At 69.7% G+C, this 16,058-nt stretch carries 18 protein-coding genes; 15 read left to right on the top strand and 3 right to left on the bottom strand.

Annotated features, from left to right (window positions below):
* Positions 1-48: 48 nt before the first annotated feature.
* The 13 genes from BLA60_RS42370 (at position 49) to atpD (ending at position 11,893) form a co-directional block, all read left to right on the top strand.
* Positions 49-870, top strand: a complete 822-nt coding sequence (locus tag BLA60_RS42370) for a tetratricopeptide repeat protein (RefSeq protein ID WP_084735242.1) — start codon at positions 49-51, stop codon at positions 868-870.
* A gap of 11 nt (positions 871-881) precedes the next feature.
* A complete protein-coding gene (locus tag BLA60_RS24790; protein ID WP_075135387.1) occupies positions 882-1,532 on the top strand; it encodes an L-threonylcarbamoyladenylate synthase in 651 nt (216 codons plus the stop codon).
* A complete protein-coding gene (locus tag BLA60_RS24795; RefSeq protein ID WP_075135388.1) occupies positions 1,532-1,972 on the top strand; it encodes a GNAT family N-acetyltransferase in 441 nt (146 codons plus the stop codon). Before BLA60_RS24790 ends, BLA60_RS24795 begins: the two co-directional genes overlap by 1 nt.
* Positions 1,973-2,054: 82 nt before the next feature.
* Positions 2,055-3,344: a serine hydroxymethyltransferase gene (locus BLA60_RS24800; RefSeq protein WP_075135389.1), complete on the top strand. Its 1,290-nt coding sequence runs from the start codon at positions 2,055-2,057 to the stop codon at positions 3,342-3,344.
* Positions 3,341-4,486 (top strand): glycosyltransferase family 4 protein, encoded by a 1,146-nt coding sequence (locus tag BLA60_RS24805; protein WP_075135390.1) that lies wholly within the window; start codon positions 3,341-3,343, stop codon positions 4,484-4,486. The genes BLA60_RS24800 and BLA60_RS24805 overlap by 4 nt, the downstream gene beginning before the upstream one ends.
* A complete protein-coding gene (locus tag BLA60_RS24810) occupies positions 4,483-4,965 on the top strand; it encodes a Cg1360 family ATP-synthase-associated protein (RefSeq protein ID WP_245812136.1) in 483 nt (160 codons plus the stop codon). The genes BLA60_RS24805 and BLA60_RS24810 overlap by 4 nt, the downstream gene beginning before the upstream one ends.
* A gap of 242 nt (positions 4,966-5,207) precedes the next feature.
* Positions 5,208-5,990, top strand: coding sequence for a F0F1 ATP synthase subunit A (gene atpB, locus BLA60_RS24815; RefSeq protein ID WP_075135391.1), 783 nt, complete (start codon positions 5,208-5,210; stop codon positions 5,988-5,990).
* A gap of 86 nt (positions 5,991-6,076) precedes the next feature.
* A complete protein-coding gene (locus BLA60_RS24820; protein ID WP_075135392.1) occupies positions 6,077-6,325 on the top strand; it encodes an ATP synthase subunit c family protein in 249 nt (82 codons plus the stop codon).
* A 28-nt stretch (positions 6,326-6,353) separates the two neighbouring features.
* Positions 6,354-6,902 carry a F0F1 ATP synthase subunit B gene (locus tag BLA60_RS24825; RefSeq protein WP_245812137.1) on the top strand — a complete coding sequence of 183 codons (549 nt, stop codon included), beginning with the start codon at positions 6,354-6,356 and terminating at the stop codon, positions 6,900-6,902.
* 9 nt (positions 6,903-6,911) lie between these two features.
* Positions 6,912-7,808 carry a F0F1 ATP synthase subunit delta gene (locus BLA60_RS24830; RefSeq protein ID WP_075135393.1) on the top strand — a complete coding sequence of 299 codons (897 nt, stop codon included), beginning with the start codon at positions 6,912-6,914 and terminating at the stop codon, positions 7,806-7,808.
* Positions 7,809-7,861: 53 nt separating this feature from the next.
* A complete protein-coding gene (atpA, locus tag BLA60_RS24835) occupies positions 7,862-9,499 on the top strand; it encodes a F0F1 ATP synthase subunit alpha (RefSeq protein WP_075135394.1) in 1,638 nt (545 codons plus the stop codon).
* 16 nt (positions 9,500-9,515) lie between these two features.
* Positions 9,516-10,469, top strand: coding sequence for a F0F1 ATP synthase subunit gamma (locus tag BLA60_RS24840; protein ID WP_075135395.1), 954 nt, complete (start codon positions 9,516-9,518; stop codon positions 10,467-10,469).
* Positions 10,469-11,893 (top strand): F0F1 ATP synthase subunit beta, encoded by a 1,425-nt coding sequence (gene atpD / locus BLA60_RS24845; RefSeq protein ID WP_075135396.1) that lies wholly within the window; start codon positions 10,469-10,471, stop codon positions 11,891-11,893. Before BLA60_RS24840 ends, atpD begins: the two co-directional genes overlap by 1 nt.
* Positions 11,894-11,961: 68 nt before the next feature.
* On the opposite strand, the gene BLA60_RS24850 is transcribed toward atpD, so the two are convergent.
* Together BLA60_RS24850 and BLA60_RS24855 are read right to left on the bottom strand one after the other, a co-directional pair.
* A complete protein-coding gene (locus BLA60_RS24850) occupies positions 11,962-13,281 on the bottom strand; it encodes a hypothetical protein (protein ID WP_075135397.1) in 1,320 nt (439 codons plus the stop codon).
* Positions 13,268-13,789, bottom strand: coding sequence for a SigE family RNA polymerase sigma factor (locus tag BLA60_RS24855; RefSeq protein ID WP_075135398.1), 522 nt, complete (start codon positions 13,787-13,789; stop codon positions 13,268-13,270). The genes BLA60_RS24850 and BLA60_RS24855 overlap by 14 nt, the downstream gene beginning before the upstream one ends.
* Positions 13,790-13,908: 119 nt before the next feature.
* Between BLA60_RS24855 and BLA60_RS24860 the strand changes: the two genes are divergently transcribed.
* Together BLA60_RS24860 and BLA60_RS24865 are read left to right on the top strand one after the other, a co-directional pair.
* Complete coding sequence (locus BLA60_RS24860; protein WP_075135399.1) at positions 13,909-14,271, top strand: F0F1 ATP synthase subunit epsilon; 363 nt, start codon at positions 13,909-13,911, stop codon at positions 14,269-14,271.
* Between the two features lie 19 nt (positions 14,272-14,290).
* A complete protein-coding gene (locus tag BLA60_RS24865) occupies positions 14,291-14,734 on the top strand; it encodes a DUF2550 domain-containing protein (protein ID WP_075135400.1) in 444 nt (147 codons plus the stop codon).
* A gap of 13 nt (positions 14,735-14,747) precedes the next feature.
* On the opposite strand, the gene BLA60_RS24870 is transcribed toward BLA60_RS24865, so the two are convergent.
* Positions 14,748-15,320, bottom strand: a complete 573-nt coding sequence (locus BLA60_RS24870) for a cob(I)yrinic acid a,c-diamide adenosyltransferase (protein ID WP_075135514.1) — start codon at positions 15,318-15,320, stop codon at positions 14,748-14,750.
* Positions 15,321-16,058: the final 738 nt, after the last annotated feature.

A 16,058-nucleotide genomic window follows, 5' to 3' on the forward strand; every position in this document is an offset into this window, starting at 1 on the left:
CCCCCGACACGGGTGTACCGAGAGTAACGTGCCGGCCGGGGTGATCCAATGCTTCGTGCGTGGCAGGACGTGATCGTGAAGTGGCGACTGGTGCCCGACGACCTGCCGGGCGGTGCCCCGGCCGGCCGCGAGCACGCCGACGCCGCCAGGTCCGCGCTGCTCGCCGGCAGGCTCGACGCCGCGTTCGACGGGTTCACCGAGGCCGCCGCCCGCCGCGACGACCCCCTCGACCAGATCGGCCTCGGCGACGTGTCGCTGGCCAGGGGCCGGTGGCGCAGCGCCGAGGACCACTACGGGCGGGCGCTGGCCCACGGCGGTCTCGCCGCGCTGCTGGCCCGCCTCGGCCTCACCCAGGTGCTGGTCGGCCAGGACCGTGCCGCCGCGGCCGTCGCCGACCTGGAGAACCTGGTCGCCGACCGGCCGGCCGACCCGGTCCTGCGCTACTACCTGGCCAGTACCTGGTTCTCGGTCGCCGAGCAGTGCCGCGCGCGCACCGACGACGACACGCTGGTGATCACCAGCGAGCAGCAGCTGCTGATCTGCGAGCAGGCCGCCGAACGCATCCTGTCGCTGCGGACCGGCGACGACGAGCTCGACCGGGGCGCCGACCACCTGCTGCGCGAGGTGGCGCTTGGCCGGCGCTGGACGTGGGCGCCCGAGGGCATCGCGGTCAGCCTGGCCATCCTGACCGTCGCGCTCGGGCTGATCACCGTGGTCGCCGGCGGCCTGACCGCCAACCCGCTGCTGGTGGTCGTCGGCATCCTGGCCGGCGCCGGGCTGCTGTTCGCGATCGTGTTCCGCTTCCGCCGCCAGACCTGGCGACGCCGCGCCGACGAGATGGCCGAACAGATCACCAGGCCGGGCGTATAGGGTCTGACCCCGTGAGTGTCGTCTACGACTGCGCGGTCGAGCAGGACCGCGCGGACGGTCTGGCCGCCGCGGCGAGCGCGGTCCGCGCGGGACGTCTGGTGGTGCTGCCGACCGACACGGTCTACGGCATCGGCGCCGACGCGTTCTCCTCCTCGGCGGTGTCCTCGCTGCTGGCGGCGAAGAACCGGGGCCCGGACATGCCGGTCGGCGTGCTGGTCGGGTCCTGGTCGACGATCGACGGCCTGGTGCTGTCGGTGCCCAGGACCGCCCGGCTGCTGATCGAGGCGTTCTGGCCGGGTGACCTGTCGATCGTGCTGCCGCACGCGCCGTCGCTGTCCTGGGACCTCGGCCGCTCCGGCGGCACCGTCATGCTGCGTATGCCGCTGCACCCGGTGGCCATCGAACTGCTGCGCGAGGTCGGCCCGATGGCCGTCTCCAGCGCCAACCGCTCCGGCCAGCCGCCGGCCGCCAACGCCGCCGACGCCCGCGAGCAGCTCGGCGACTCGGTGGCGGTGTACCTGGACGGCGGTCCCTCCGGCGAGCCGGTGCCCTCCACGATCGTCGACCTGACCGGGGACGAGCCGGCGGTGCTGCGCGAGGGCGCGGTCAGCGTCGCGGCCGTCGCCGAGGTCCTCGGCACCGAGGTACAGAGCCCCGCCTGATGCTCGCCCTGCGGGCCACCGCCCGCGCGGACCTCGCGGCGGTCATCGCGTGGGAGGCCGAACCGGACACCGCGTGCTGGCTCGGCGACACCGGTCCCGCCTGGCACGACCACGCCCTGAGCGACCCCACCCAGGAACACCTCATCGCCCTGCGCGCGGGCGTCCCGGTCGGCTTCGCCGTGCTGGCCCGGGTTCCCGGCCCGTCGGTCGAGCTGCGCCGCGTCGTGCTCGCCGCCGAGCACCGGGGCAGCGGTCACGGCCGGGCGCTGCTGCGCGCGCTGCTGGCCCGCGCCGCGACCGTCCACGGTGCGACCGAGGTGTGGCTGGATGTCAAGGCGGACAACACAAGGGCCCGCGCGCTCTACGCCGCCAACGGCTTCACGGTCAGCCGCGCGATCGGTCAGCTGATCTTCCTGAGCCGCCCGGTAGCCGCCCGGTAGCCGCCCGGTCACCACGGAACGGTGACGGTCCGCACTCGCGGTAACCTGACGCCACTGCAGCCTCGTGGAAGAAGCAACGCGCTTGGATACGCCGTTCTGGGGCCCGGACTTCGCGGCCCTGGCCAGTACGGACCCCGAGATCGCCGACGTCGTCCTCGGTGAGCTCGGTCGGCTCAGAGGCGGCCTCCAGCTGATCGCCAGCGAGAACCTGACCAGCCCGGCCGTCCTGGCCGCGCTGGGGTCGACGCTGTCCAACAAGTACGCCGAGGGCTACCCCGGCCGCCGCTACTACGGCGGCTGCTCGCGGGTCGACGAGGCCGAGGACCTCGGAGTGCTGCGCGCCAAGGCGCTGTTCGGCGCCGAGCACGCCAACCTCCAGCCGCACTCCGGGGCCAGCGCCAACCTCGCCGCCTACGCCGCGTTCTGCGAGCCGGGTGACCGGGTACTGGCCATGGACCTCAAGCAGGGCGGCCACCTCACCCACGGCTCGAAGGTCAACTTCTCCGGTCGCTGGTTCGAGCCGGTCGCCTACGGTGTGCGCGCGGACACCGAACTGATCGACTACGACCAGGTCCGCGACCTCGCCCGCGCGCACGAGCCGAGGATGATCATCGCCGGGGCCACCGCCTACCCCCGGCTCATCGACTTCGCCGCGTTCCGGGCGATCGCCGACGAGGTCGGCGCGATCCTCATGGTCGACGCCGCGCACTTCATCGGCCTGGTCGCCGGTGGCGTCATCCCCTCGCCGGTGCCCTTCGCCGACGTGGTCACCTTCTCCACGCACAAGGTGCTGCGCGGGCCGAGGGGCGGCATGATCCTGAGCCGTGCCGACCACGCGAAGGCCATCGACAAGGCCGTGTTCCCGTTCGCCCAGGGCGGGCCGCTGATGCACACCGTCGCGGCCAAGGCCGTCGCCCTGCGGGAGGCGGCCACCCCGGAGTTCGCCGGCTACGCCACCCAGGTCGTGGCCAACGCCGCCGCCCTGGCCGACGGCCTGGCCGCCGAGGGCATGCGCCCGGTCTCCGGCGGCACCGACACCCACCTCGCGCTGCTGGACCTGCGTGACGTGGCGGTCACCGGCGGCGTCACCGGGACCGAGGCCGAACGCCGCTGCGAGGCCGCCGGCATCACGCTGAACAAGAACGCCGTGCCGTTCGACCCGGCGCCGCCGGCCGTGGCCTCCGGGATCCGCGTCGGCTCGCCGTGCGTGACCACCCAGGGCATGGCCGAACCGGCGATGACGCGGATCGCGGGCCTCATCGGCCGCGCGGTGCGGGCCGTGCCGGGCACCGCCGCCGGGGACGCCGAGCACGCCGAGGTCCGCGAGGCCGTGCGCCAGTTGACCGCCGCCCACCCCGCGTATCCGCGATGAACCTCGCCCAGGACTTCCAGCCCCACGGTCTCCCGATCCGGGAGTACCTGCTCGTCGGCCTGACCGCCGCCGTGCTGACGTTCCTGTTCACCGGCCTGATCCGGCGCTTCGCGCTGCGCTGGGGCGCGGTCGCCCACCCCCGCCAGCGCGACGTGCACACCGTGCCCATCCCGCGCCTTGGCGGCGTGGCGATGTACCTGGGCGTGTGCGGCGGCATGCTGCTGGCCCACCAGCTCCCGGCGCTGCGCCGCGGGTTCGAGTACACCTTCGACCCGACCGCGGTGATGATCGGCGGCGGGATGATCGTGCTCATCGGCATGCTCGACGACCGGTTCGAGCTGGACTCGCTGACCAAGCTCGCCGGCCAGACCACCTGCGCGGGCATCCTGGTGCTGTTCGGGCTCCAGTGGATCATCGTCTGGGTTCCGTGGGGCGGGGACGACAGCGTCGGCTCGACGCTGATCCTCGACCAGAACCAGGGCGCGATCCTGACCGTGTTGCTGGTGTTGACGATGGTCAACGCGATGAACTTCGTCGACGGTCTCGACGGGCTGGCCGCCGGCGTCGGGTTCATCTCGGCGGCGGCCACGTGCGCGTTCTCGCTGCACCTGCTCAACGAGTCGGGCGGTGACGTGAACAACTACGCGCCGGCGATGATCGCGGCCACCCTGGCCGGCGCGTGCCTTGGTTTCCTGCCACACAACTTCCAGCCGGCCAAGATCTTCATGGGTGACTCCGGCTCGATGCTGATCGGCCTGATGATGGCCGCGGCGAGCACCTCGGCGTCCGGGCGCGTGCTGGGGCCGGACGGCACCGACACCGTGGCGTTGCTCTCGCCACTGCTGGTGGTCGCGGCGGTGCTGTTCGTGCCGCTGCTGGACCTGCTGATGGCCGTGGTGCGGCGCACCCGCAAGGGCCTGAGCCCGTTCCACGCCGACAAGATGCACCTGCACCACCGGTTGTTGGAGATCGGTCACTCCCAGCGTCGTGCGGTGCTGCTGATCTACCTGTGGGCCGCGGTGCTGGCGTTCGGCACGGTCGCGCTGACCCTGTTCGAGGGGTACGCGGTGGTCTGGGTCATGGGTTTCGGCCTCCTGATCGCGTTGATCGTTTCGGCCGTACCTAGACTGAGGGCGCGATGACAGACAAGACGGACAAACAAGAGCTGGACCTCGGTCTGCTGACCGACATGCCGCGTACGCACGCGGAGTCGGTGCACAAGCTGGCCGACGCCATGTTGCGTTATGCGTTGTGGCCGGCGGTCGCGGTCGTGGTGGCGGGTATCACGATCAGCACCCTGGTCGCGGGTGTCGAGGGTTCCCTCGGCGCGTTGGTCGGCGGGATCGTGGCCTTCGGCTCGTCGTTCGCCACGTTGTGGCTGATGAGACGGACCGCCGCGTTCAACCCCATGCTGGTCATGGGTGCCGCGCTGGGCGGGTTCATCGGCAAGATGCTGATCCTGCTGTTGGTCATGTTGCTGTTGGGCAACGTGAGCTTTCTGCACACCGAGTCGTTGGCGTTCACCATGCTGGCCGTGGTGGTGGTCTGGGCGGCGATGGACATGATCGCCTTCCGCCGCACGAAGATCCCGACCTTGATCATCGACAGCGGTGACCAGTAGATCTTCGGGTCGATCACCGGGCCGGGATCAGCGCTGGCAGGTGTGATGTTCCTACCAAGTAGTACGCGCGTCCTTCTAGCCCGAGAGCGGCTGATATGGTGCGCGGCAGGGCCTTGGGGCACCCCTCGGGAGCAGGGGTGCCGCTGCCAGGTGCCCGATGTCGCTGAGGTACGTTAAGTCCTGATCGTGACGATTCCCCCGGCGGGACAATCTGCCGGCCGGGAGAACCGGAAGGAGCCCAGTTGCGGGCGCTGTGGCTAGCAGAGGGTGGCGAGTTCGTTCCCCCTGGCGCGGGTGATTTCTTCCTGCCGCCCATTTTCGGCTCGGTGACGAAGCCGATGGTGTTGATCGTCCTGTCGGTCGTCATCATCTCGGCGTTCTTCCTCCTGGCGTCCCGCCGGATGCAGATCGTCCCGGGCAGGTTCCAGTACTTCGCCGAGTCGGTCTACGACTTCGGCCGGAACAATATCGCTCGGGAGCAGATCGGATCGAAGGACTTCCTGCCCTTCGTGCCGCTGATCCTGGCGTTGTTCACCTTCGTGCTGGTGAACAACATCTTCGGGATCATCCCGATCATCCAGTTCCCGTCGTTCTCGCACATCGGGTTCCCACTGGCGTTGTCGTTGCTGGTCGTCTACCCCGTGTACCACGGGATGGGCTTCAAGCGGCACGGGTTCATCGGGTACTTCAAGCACCAGCTGTTCCCGCCCAACGTGCCGAAGCCCATCTACATCCTGCTGACGCCGATCGAGCTGTTCACGAAGTTCATCATGAACCCGATCACGCTGGCGATCCGGGTTTTCGCGGCGATGTTCGCCGGACACCTCATTCTCATGGTGTTCGCCATCGCCGGCGAGTTCCTGTTGATCGAGGGCAGCGGAGCGCTCAAGGGCGTGTCGGTGGTGGCCTTCGCCTTCAACATCGCGATGACGTTCGTCGAGGCACTGATCATGGTGATCCAGGCGTACATCTTCGCGTTGCTGTCCGCCAACTACATCGGCCAGGCGATGTCCTCGGACCACTGACGGCCAGCTGAAGACGACCAACTCGTAACAACAGACACAGACACCCGATCCGTGTGACGCGCGGACCGAGTTTGAAAGGGAAACACGTGAGCAACCTTGTTCTTGCGCAGGAGGCCGCCAACATCAACCCGGGCCTCGCGCTCATCGGGTACGGCCTCGGCGCGATCGGCCCCGGTATCGGTGTGGGCATCATCTGGGCAGCGGTCATCAACGGCACCGCCCGGCAGCCGGAGGCCCAGGGCAAGCTGATGAACATCGCCTGGACCACCTTCGTGCTGACCGAGGTGCTGGCTCTGATCGGTCTGGTGCTCTTCTTCATCGCCTACGCCGCCTGACCTACGTTCCGCTGGGTAAGGAGACGCCGTGCTGAACACCATCGTGCTGGCCGCCGAGGGAGAACCGAACCCGGTTCTGCCGCACACGTCCGAGATCATCCTCGGGCTGGTCGCCTTCCTGCTCCTGCTCTTCGTGCTGTGGAAGTTCGCTGTCCCGCGCTTCGAGGCCGCGTACAAGGAGCGGTCGGAGAAGATCGAAGGCGGGATCAAGAAGGCCGAGATCGCCCAGGCCGAGGCCGAGAAGGCGCTGCAGACCTACACCGCGCAGCTGGCCGAGGCCCGCGCCGAGTCGGCGCGCATCCGGGACGACGCCCGGCTGGAGGCGGAGCAGATCAAGGAGGAGCTGCGCGTCCAGGCCCAGGAGGAGGCCGCGCGTATCGTGGCCCAGGGGCAGGCGCAGCTGGAGGCCCAGCGAGCCCAGATCGTGGCCGAGCTGCGGGCCGACCTCGGCCGGACCGCGGTCGAGCTGGCCAGCCGCATCGTCGGCGAGTCCCTGGAGGACCAGGCACGGCGCAGCGGCACGGTCGACCGGTTCCTCGACGAGCTCGACGCGGTGTCGGCGCCCGCCAACAACTAGGACCCGCTGATGACATTCCACGCCGCTAGTCGCGACGCCCTGGCCGCCGCCGAGCTCACCCTGCTCGACGTGCTCGGCTCGGACGCCGCGAAGGCCTCGGACACCGCCAAGGCGTCGGACACCGCCAAGGCCAAGCCCGCCCGGACGCGCAAGGCAGCCGCCGGGGCCCCCGACCAGCTCGGCGACGAGCTGTTCTCGGTGGTCCGGCTGCTGGACGCCCAGATCGGCCTGCGCCGGGCACTCGGCGACTCCTCGGCCGCGCCGGAACGTCGCGAGCAGCTGCTCACCGGCCTGCTGTCCGGCAAGGTCGGCGACCAGACCCTCCGGGTGCTGGCCGCGGCGGTCCGGGAGCGGTGGTCGACACCGCGTGAGCTGGTCGACGGCCTCGACCACCTCGGGCGGACCGCGCTGCTGGTGCGGGCCGAGCGCGAGGGCCGGCTCGACGCGGTGGAGGACGAGCTGTTCCGGTTCGGCCGGATCGTCGCCGCCGACACCGACCTCGAGCAGGCGCTGACCGACCGGTCGGCACCGGCGTCGGCCAAGTCGGAGCTGGTGCGCTCGCTGATCGCGGACAGGTCCGAGCCGGTCACCGTGGCGCTGGTCGAACAGCTGGTGGTCGCCCCGCAGGGCAGGGCGCTGGTCCCCGGGCTCGCCGACCTGGCCGCCGAGGCGGCCAAGCGGCGGGAACGGTCGGTGGCCTACGTGGTCTCCGCCGGCCCGCTGACCGCCCAGCAGCAGCAGCGGCTGGCCTCGGCGCTGGACCGCATCTACGCGCGTCCGATCGCGCTGCACGTCGAGGTCGACCCGCGGATCCAGGGCGGCCTGGTCATCAAGGTCGGCGACGAGGTCATCGACGGCAGCGCCGTCGCCCGAATCGACGAACTGCGTCGCCGCCTGGCCGGCTGAGCGGTATTGGACCCCCAGACATTGAAGTACAAGACGGTAGGAGCGGGAACGCCATGGCGGAGCTGACGATCTCGTCGGACGAGATTCGCAGTGCGATCGACAACTACGTGTCCAGTTACTCGCCCGACGTCAGTCGGGAGGAGGTCGGCCTCGTCGTCGACACCGGTGACGGCGTCGCGCACGTCGAGGGCCTGCCCTCGACCATGGCCAACGAGCTGCTGGAGTTCCCCGGTGGCATCCTCGGCGTCGCCCAGAACCTGGAGCCGCGCCGGATCGGTGTCGTGATCCTGGGCAACTACGAGCAGATCGAGGAGGGCCAGGAGGTCAAGCGGACCGGCCGGATCCTCTCGGTCCCGGTCGGCGAGGGCTTCCTCGGCCGGGTCGTCGACCCGCTCGGCAAGCCGCTGGACGGCCTCGGTGACATCGACTCCTCCGAGCGCCGCGCCCTGGAACTGCAGGCCGCGTCGGTCGTGCAGCGCCAGCCGGTCGGCGAGCCGCTGCAGACCGGGATCACCGCGATCGACGCGATGACCCCGATCGGCCGCGGTCAGCGCCAGCTGATCATCGGCGACCGCAAGACCGGCAAGACCGCCGTCTGCGTCGACACGATCATCAACCAGCGCGCCAACTGGGAGACCGGCGACCCGAAGCAGCAGGTCCGCTGCATCTACGTCGCCGTCGGCCAGAAGGGCTCCACGATCGCCTCGGTCCGCGCGGCGCTGGAGGAGCACGGCGCGCTGGAGTACACGACGATCGTCGCGGCCCCCGCGTCCGACTCCGCCGGCTTCAAGTGGCTGGCCCCCTACACCGGTTCGGCCATCGGCCAGCACTGGATGTACCAGGGCAAGCACGTGCTGATCGTGTTCGACGACCTCACCAAGCAGGCCGAGGCCTACCGCGCGCTGTCGCTGCTGCTGCGCCGCCCGCCGGGCCGCGAGGCGTTCCCCGGCGACGTCTTCTACTTGCACTCCCGTCTGCTGGAGCGCTGCGCGAAGCTGTCCGACGAGCTCGGCGCCGGGTCGCTGACCGGTCTGCCGGTCATCGAGACGAAGGCCAACGACATCTCGGCCTACATCCCGACGAACGTCATCTCGATCACCGACGGGCAGTGCTTCTTCCAGTCCGACCTGTTCAACTCCGGTCAGCGCCCGGCGGTCGACGTGACCACCTCGGTGTCCCGGGTCGGTGGCTCCGCCCAGGTCAAGGCCATGCGCAAGGTCTCCGGCTCGCTGCGCATCGACCTGTCGCAGTACGAGGAGCTGAAGGCGTTCGCCGCCTTCGCCTCCGACCTGGACGCCACCTCCCGCGCCCAGCTGGACCGGGGCGGCCGGCTCTACGAGCTGCTCAAGCAGCCGCAGTACTCGCCGGTGCCGGTCGAGCAGCAGGTGGTGACCGTGTTCCTCGGCACCAACGGCCACTACGACGAGGTGCCGGTCGAGGACGTCGCGCGGTTCAACCGGGAACTGCTGGAGAACCTGCGGCACCGGCACGAGGGCATCCTCGCCGAGATCCGCTCCGGCGCCCCGTGGACCGACGAGATCGCCGAGCGGATCATCGAGGCCACCGGCGAGTTCAAGAAGGGCTTCACCACCTCCGAGGGCAAGACCCTGGTGGAGGCCGAGGCCGAGGCCATGGACGCCAACGAGGTCGGGCAGGAGACCGTGAAGGTCACCCGCCCCGCCACGAGCTGACCGGGACGAGAACCGCATGGCGGCACAACTTCGCGAGCTACGGCAGAAGATCCGGTCGACCAAGTCGATCGGAAAGATCACCAAGGCGATGGAGCTCATCGCGACCTCGCGCATCAGCAAGGCGCAGGCCAGGGTGGACGCGTCCCGGCCGTACACCGCGGAGATCACCAAGGTGCTCTCCGCGCTGGCCAGCGCGGCGTCCACCCTGGACGACCCGCTGCTGACCGAGCGGGACAACCCCAACCGGGTCGGGGTGCTGGTGGTGACCAGCGACAAGGGCCTGTGCGGCGGCTACAACAGCAACGTGCTGCGCGCGGCCGAGGAGCTGCTCTCGCTGCTGCGTGAGCAGGGCAAGAACCCGGTGCTGTACGTGATCGGCAGCAAGGGCGTCGGCTACTACAAGTTCCGTGGCCGCGACGTGTCCGACAGCTGGACCGGCTTCACGCAGGTGCCGCGCTACGAGAACGCGGCCGAGATCGGCAACGCGCTGGTCCAGTCGTTCATGGAGGGCCAGGACGACGAGGGCGACCAGCCCGGCGCCGACGGAGTCCTCGGCCTGGACGAGCTGCACATCGTGTACACCGAGTTCCGGTCGATGCTCTCCCAGGTCCCGGTGGCCAAGCGCATCGCGCCACTGGAGGTCGAGTACACCGACGCGGCGGAGACCCCGGCGCCGGCCAGCGACGTGATCGCCCCGGCGTACGAGTTCGAGCCCAACGCGGAGACCCTCCTCTCGGCGCTGCTGCCCAAGTACATCAACACCCGGATCTACGCCGCTCTGCTCGAGTCGGCGGCCTCCCAGCTCGCCGCGCAGCGCAACGCCATGAAGTCGGCGTCGGACAACGCCAGCGATCTGGTGCAGACCTACACGCGCCTCGCGAACCAGGCTCGGCAGGCCCAGATCACCCAGGAGATCAGCGAAATCGTCGGTGGAGCGGATGCGCTCGCCTCGGTAGGAAGTGAAGACTGATGACGACAACCGAGAACGCAGCCCAGGGCCGCATCGTGTCGGTGACCGGGCCCGTGGTCGACGTCGAGTTCCCCCGCGGCGCGATCCCCGAGCTGTTCAACGCCCTCAAGGTCGAGATCGACTTCGAGGAGCTGAAGAAGACGGTGACCCTCGAGGTCGCCCAGCACCTCGGCGACAACCTCGTCCGCACGATCTCCCTGCAGCCGCAGGACGGTCTGGTGCGTGGCGCCCCGGTCCGCGACACCGGCGCCGCGATCACCGTGCCGGTCGGCAAGGAGGTCAAGGGCCACGTCTACAACGCCTTGGGCGAGTGCCTGGACAAGCCGGGCTACGGCGAGGACCTCGAGAAGTGGGAGATCCACCGCAAGCCCCCGGCGTTCGACCAGCTCGAGGGCCGCACCCAGATGCTGGAGACCGGCCTCAAGGTCATCGACCTGCTGACCCCGTACGTGCTCGGCGGCAAGATCGGCCTGTTCGGCGGTGCCGGCGTCGGCAAGACGGTGCTCATCAAGGAGATGATCACCCGTGTCGCCCGCAACTTCGGTGGCACCTCGGTGTTCGCCGGGGTCGGCGAGCGCACCCGTGAGGGCACCGACCTGTTCCTGGAGATGAGCGAGGACGGCGTCATCAACGACACCGCGCTCGTGTTCGGGCAGATGGACGAGCCGCCCGGCACCCGTATGCGGGTCGCGCTGTCCGCGCTGACGATGGCGGAGTACTTCCGCGACGTGCAGAACCAGGACGTGCTGCTGTTCATCGACAACATCTTCCGGTTCACCCAGGCGGGCTCGGAGGTGTCGACGCTGCTCGGCCGGATGCCCTCCGCGGTGGGCTACCAGCCGACCCTGGCTGACGAGATGGGCGAGCTGCAGGAGCGCATCACCTCGACCAAGGGCCGCTCGATCACCTCGATGCAGGCGATCTACGTCCCCGCCGACGACTACACCGACCCGGCCCCGGCGACGACCTTCGCCCACCTGGACGCCACCACCGAGCTGTCCCGTGGCGTGTTCCAGAAGGGCATCTTCCCGGCGGTCGACCCGCTGGCCTCCACCTCCACCATCCTCGACCCGGCGATCGTCGGCGAGAAGCACTACGCGGTGGCGTCCGAGGTCATCCGGATCCTGCAGAAGTACAAGGAGCTGCAGGACATCATCGCCATCCTCGGTATGGACGAACTGTCCGAGGAGGACAAGGTGACGGTGCAGCGGGCGCGTCGCATCGAGCGCTTCCTGTCGCAGAACATGCTGGTCGCCGAGCAGTTCACCGGCCAGCCGGGTTCGACCGTGCCCCGCGAGGAGACCGTCGAGGCCTTCGACCGGATCACCAAGGGCGACTTCGACTCCTACCCGGAGCAGGCGTTCCTGGGCATCGGTGGCCTGGACGACCTGGAGAAGAAGTACCGCGAGATCACCAAGAAGTAACGCCTGACCGACACGAACGGCGCCCCCGGTCCGACCGGGGGCGCCGTTCGTCGTCTCTCAGTGGCGTCTCACTTGGCGTTGGCCAGGTCCAGGAAGTGGTCGCCGGCCTGTACGTGGGTCGCCTCCGGGGGCAGCAGGCCAGCGTCGCGGAAGGGCGCGGACCAGGCACCGTCCCACCCGGTCCGGTAGGTCAGCTCCTCGCCGAACGCGGCCACCACATAGCCACCGTTGTCCGGCAGCCGCACGGCCACCGGCAGGGAATGGTCGGTGGTGCCCGCGCGGCGCACGTCGTAGCCGCCGTCGCCCCGGGGCATCGCGACGTAGACGTACGCGGCCTCGTCGAGTTCCTGGTGCTCGCCGATCATCAGCACGCCGTCCTGGACCCTCGCCATGACCAGCCACGGTGACCGGCGCTCCTGGTAGGACCACGGGTCGAGCTGGCCGCTGTCACGCAGGGCCTTCGTGAACTCGGCGGAGGCGTCGAACCGGTCGCCGACACTGCTGGCGGCGTCGTTGGCGCCGAGGTCGACCGTGCGGTCCCAGGGCAGGCCGCGGGCCGTCGGGACGGCGTCCCGGCCGGTCATCACGAGCGGCCGGATCCGGTCGGGGTCCATGTTCTCCGGGGTCGGCTCGGCTCCGGCGACGAGGCGGACGTTGAGCTTGTTGCTGTTGTCGTAGAGGTCCTGGACGATCACGCCGTCGGTCGCCTCGTACGGCATCCAGTGACGCTGCGATCCCTCGTCGGTGTAGGTGATCTCACGGGAGAGCCACAGCTCGGTGCCGGGACGGGCGACGGCCACGACGGTCCGGTTGTCGGGCAGGACGAACTGGCCCTGCTCGCCGGGGCCGTCGAGCTGCAGGCCCAGCAGGCGGGGCGCGGTGGTGTTCGGCGGGGTCGCGACCACGCCGGTGAGGATCCGCTCGTCGTCGGGCGAGAGCCGGACCACTTCCATGACGATCGCGGCCTCGCCGTAGCCGTTGATGGTGTCGCCGGCCCAGTACACGTGCGGGTCGCCCGGCCGGTCGTCGAAGGTGCCGTTCTGGTTGGCGGGCCGGCCGGTCCGCAGCCCGGTGGTCCACGCCTCGATGATCTCGGTGACCCGCAGAGGGTCGTCGACGTGCTCGCCGCCCTGGTAGGACATGCGCCAGTCCCGCGACGGCTCGGTCTGCTGGGAGGCGCCGGGCGCCGGCGGCGCGGACAACGGGGTCGGCCCGGTCATGGCGATGGCGGCGACGGCGGCCGTCCCGACGACCGCGGAGGCCATCGCGACCCGGTTGCGCCGGCGGCGGCGCCGCCCGCCGGCGACGACGTCACCGGCGAACCCGTCCCGTGGGGTGAGGTCCTCGGTGGCGTCCCGCAGGGCCTGGGTGAGGTCACGGCTGTCCATCTGCTGCTCCGGTGGTGGCTGTCGCCGACGGGGTGAGGTGTTCGCGCAGGCGGGCGAGGCCGCGGGAGGTCTGGCTCTTGACGGTGCCGACCCCGCAGCGTAAGACGGCGGCGGTGTCGGCGGCGGACAGGTCGTCGAAGAAACGCAGGACCAGCACGGCCCGCATCCTGGTCGGCAGGGTGGCCAGCGCGCGGACCACGAGGTCGTGGGTGAGGATGTGCTGCTCGGGCCCGGCGACCGGCGGGGCGGGGACGTCGATGGCCAGCGGCGCCTCGGTGACCCGGCGGGAGCGATGTCGCCAGCGGTTGGTGGCGGCGTTGACGAGGGCGGCGCGGACGTAGGCCTCGGGGTTGTCGCGGATGCGCCGCCAGCGGGGGAAGACCCGTTCGAGGACCTCCTGGAGCAGGTCCTCGGCCGCGGCGTGGTCGCCGCCGCAGAGCAGGTAGGCGGAGCGCAGCAGCGTGGGGGAGCGGTGTGTCACGAAGTCGGTGAACTCCGCGTCTCTCATGGGGTGCCCCAGTGTTTCGGTCGGGTGACTCGTTTCACCCGTAATGACACCGGGCTGGTGGGAGAGGTTGCGAGCAGGTCAATTAGACTTCGGCACAAGCTCATTGAGGGAGGTACCGCGTGGCCGAGATGTCCGTCCAGCTGGTCGCCGTGGAACGACGCCTGTGGTCGGGTACCGCCACGTTTGTCGTAGCCCAGACCACCGAGGGCGAAATCGGTATCATGCCCGGTCACGAGCCTGTGCTCGGCCAGTTGGTCGAGGGTGGCGTGGTGACCGTCCGCACGACTGACGGTGAGACCGTGACCGCCGCGGTACACGGAGGTTTCCTCTCGGTGACCGCCGACACGGTCAGTGTCCTGGCCGAGTCCGCCGATCTGGCCGATGAGATCGACATCGCCCAGGCGAGGGCGGACCTCGACGCCGACGAGCACACGCGAGCGAGAGCCCTCGCTCGCCTCCGCGCAGCGGGACAGACGGACTGACGGCAGGCAGCGGGCCGTCGTGGACATCACTGTCGTCGTCGTAGCGGTCCTCTTCCTGGTCACTGTCGTGCTCGCCTGGCTGGCGGTGCGGCGTCTGAGGGCCCTGCGTTCGGGTGGTGTGCACGCGGCGCTGAGAACGCGTCTGGACGACACCGGCAAGGGCTGGCATCTGGGCGTGGGCCGCTACCAGGGCGACGAGTTCGTGTGGTTCAGGGTGCTGAGCCTGCGTCCCGGGCCCGACCGGGTGATCCACCGCAGCGGTCTGGAGATAGCTGATCGCCGCGAGCCCCTGGGGGCGGAGCTGTACAGCATGCCGCCCGCGTCCCGGGTGCTCCGCTTCCGGGCTCCCGCCACCAGCGCACCGGAGCCCGACGTCGAGATCGCCATGGGCCCGGACGCCCTCACCGGCTTCCTGTCGTGGCTGGAGTCGGCCCCGCCCGGTCGGCTGCCCTGGGCGTCCTGAGGAGCCCGTGTGGTCAGCGCTCGCCGCCCGGCTTCCACAGGATGTCGCCGTCCGGGTTGGCCGCCCGGGACAGGACGAACAACAGGTCGGACAGCCGATTGAGATACCGGGCCGCCAGCGGGTTGCTCTGCTCGGCCTCGGTCTCCAGCAACTGCCAGGCACTCCGCTCGGCTCGGCGGGTGACGGTTCGAGCCACGTGCAGCAGCGCGGCGCCCGCTGTTCCCCCAGGCAGAATGAATGAGTTCAACTTCTCCAACCGTTCATTGAACTCGTCACACCACCCCTCAAGCCGCTCAAGATAACTCTCGGTAATCCGCAACGGCGGATATTTGGGGTCCTCCACAACGGGCGAACACAAATCCGCGCCCACATCGAACAGATCGTTCTGCACCCGCCGCAAAACCCCGACGATCTCGTCCCCCAGACCGCCCATGGCGACGGCGACACCAATAGCCGCATTGGCCTCATCCACATCCGCATAAGCGGCGAGGCGAGAGTCGGTCTTGGACACCCGCCGCCCGTCCCCCAGCGCGGTGGTCCCGTTGTCCCCGACCTTCGTGTACACGCGCGTGATATGAACCGCCATACCCCGAACGATACCCATTCCCCCACGTCACCCACACCGCCACCACTTCCCGAAGCCCTGACCCCCTGACCCTCGCCGTCTGCGTGGCTTGGTGCTCGGGTCTGCGTGTCGTGCTGTGTGCGTGGCTTGGTGCTTGGGTCTGCTTGTCGTGCTGTGTGCGTGGCTTGGTGCTTGGGTCTGCTTGTCGTGCTGTGTGCGTGGCTTGGTGCTTGGGTCTGCTTGTCGTGCTGTGTGCGTGGCTTGGTGCTTGGGTCTGCTTGTCGTGCTGTGTGCGTGGCTTGGTGCTTGGGTCTGCTTGTCGTGCTGTGTGCGTGGCTTGGTGCTTGGGTCTGCTTGTCGTGCTGTGTGCGTGGCTTGGTGCTCGGGTCTGCTTGTCGTGCTGTGTGCCTGGCTTGCCGTCCCGGCCTGCTTGTCGTTGCCGCCCGCTTCCCTCGCTGCCCTGACCCTGAACTCCGCACCTCGCTACCGCTTCCTCACCGCTTCCTCACCGCCTCACCTCTGCCGCTCAGCTGTCTGGCCGCTCCATCTCCTCACCGCCACCGCCCAGCTCCCTTCTCCTCACCACACCTCTCGCCGTCCTCACCGCCGAACTGCCCCCCACCCTGGGCCGAAGCCGAAGCCGAAGCCGAAGCCGAAGCCGGGAGCCGAACCCGGGAGCCCGAACGCCGGAGTCGCAGGCAGTCGAGCCGCAGCCCAGTGCCCAGCTCCAACACGATCTGGCCGCACCAGCGAGCCGTG

Origin of the sequence: Actinophytocola xinjiangensis, assembly GCF_001921215.1 — a bacterium.
GTDB lineage: Bacteria > Actinomycetota > Actinomycetes > Mycobacteriales > Pseudonocardiaceae > Actinophytocola > Actinophytocola xinjiangensis.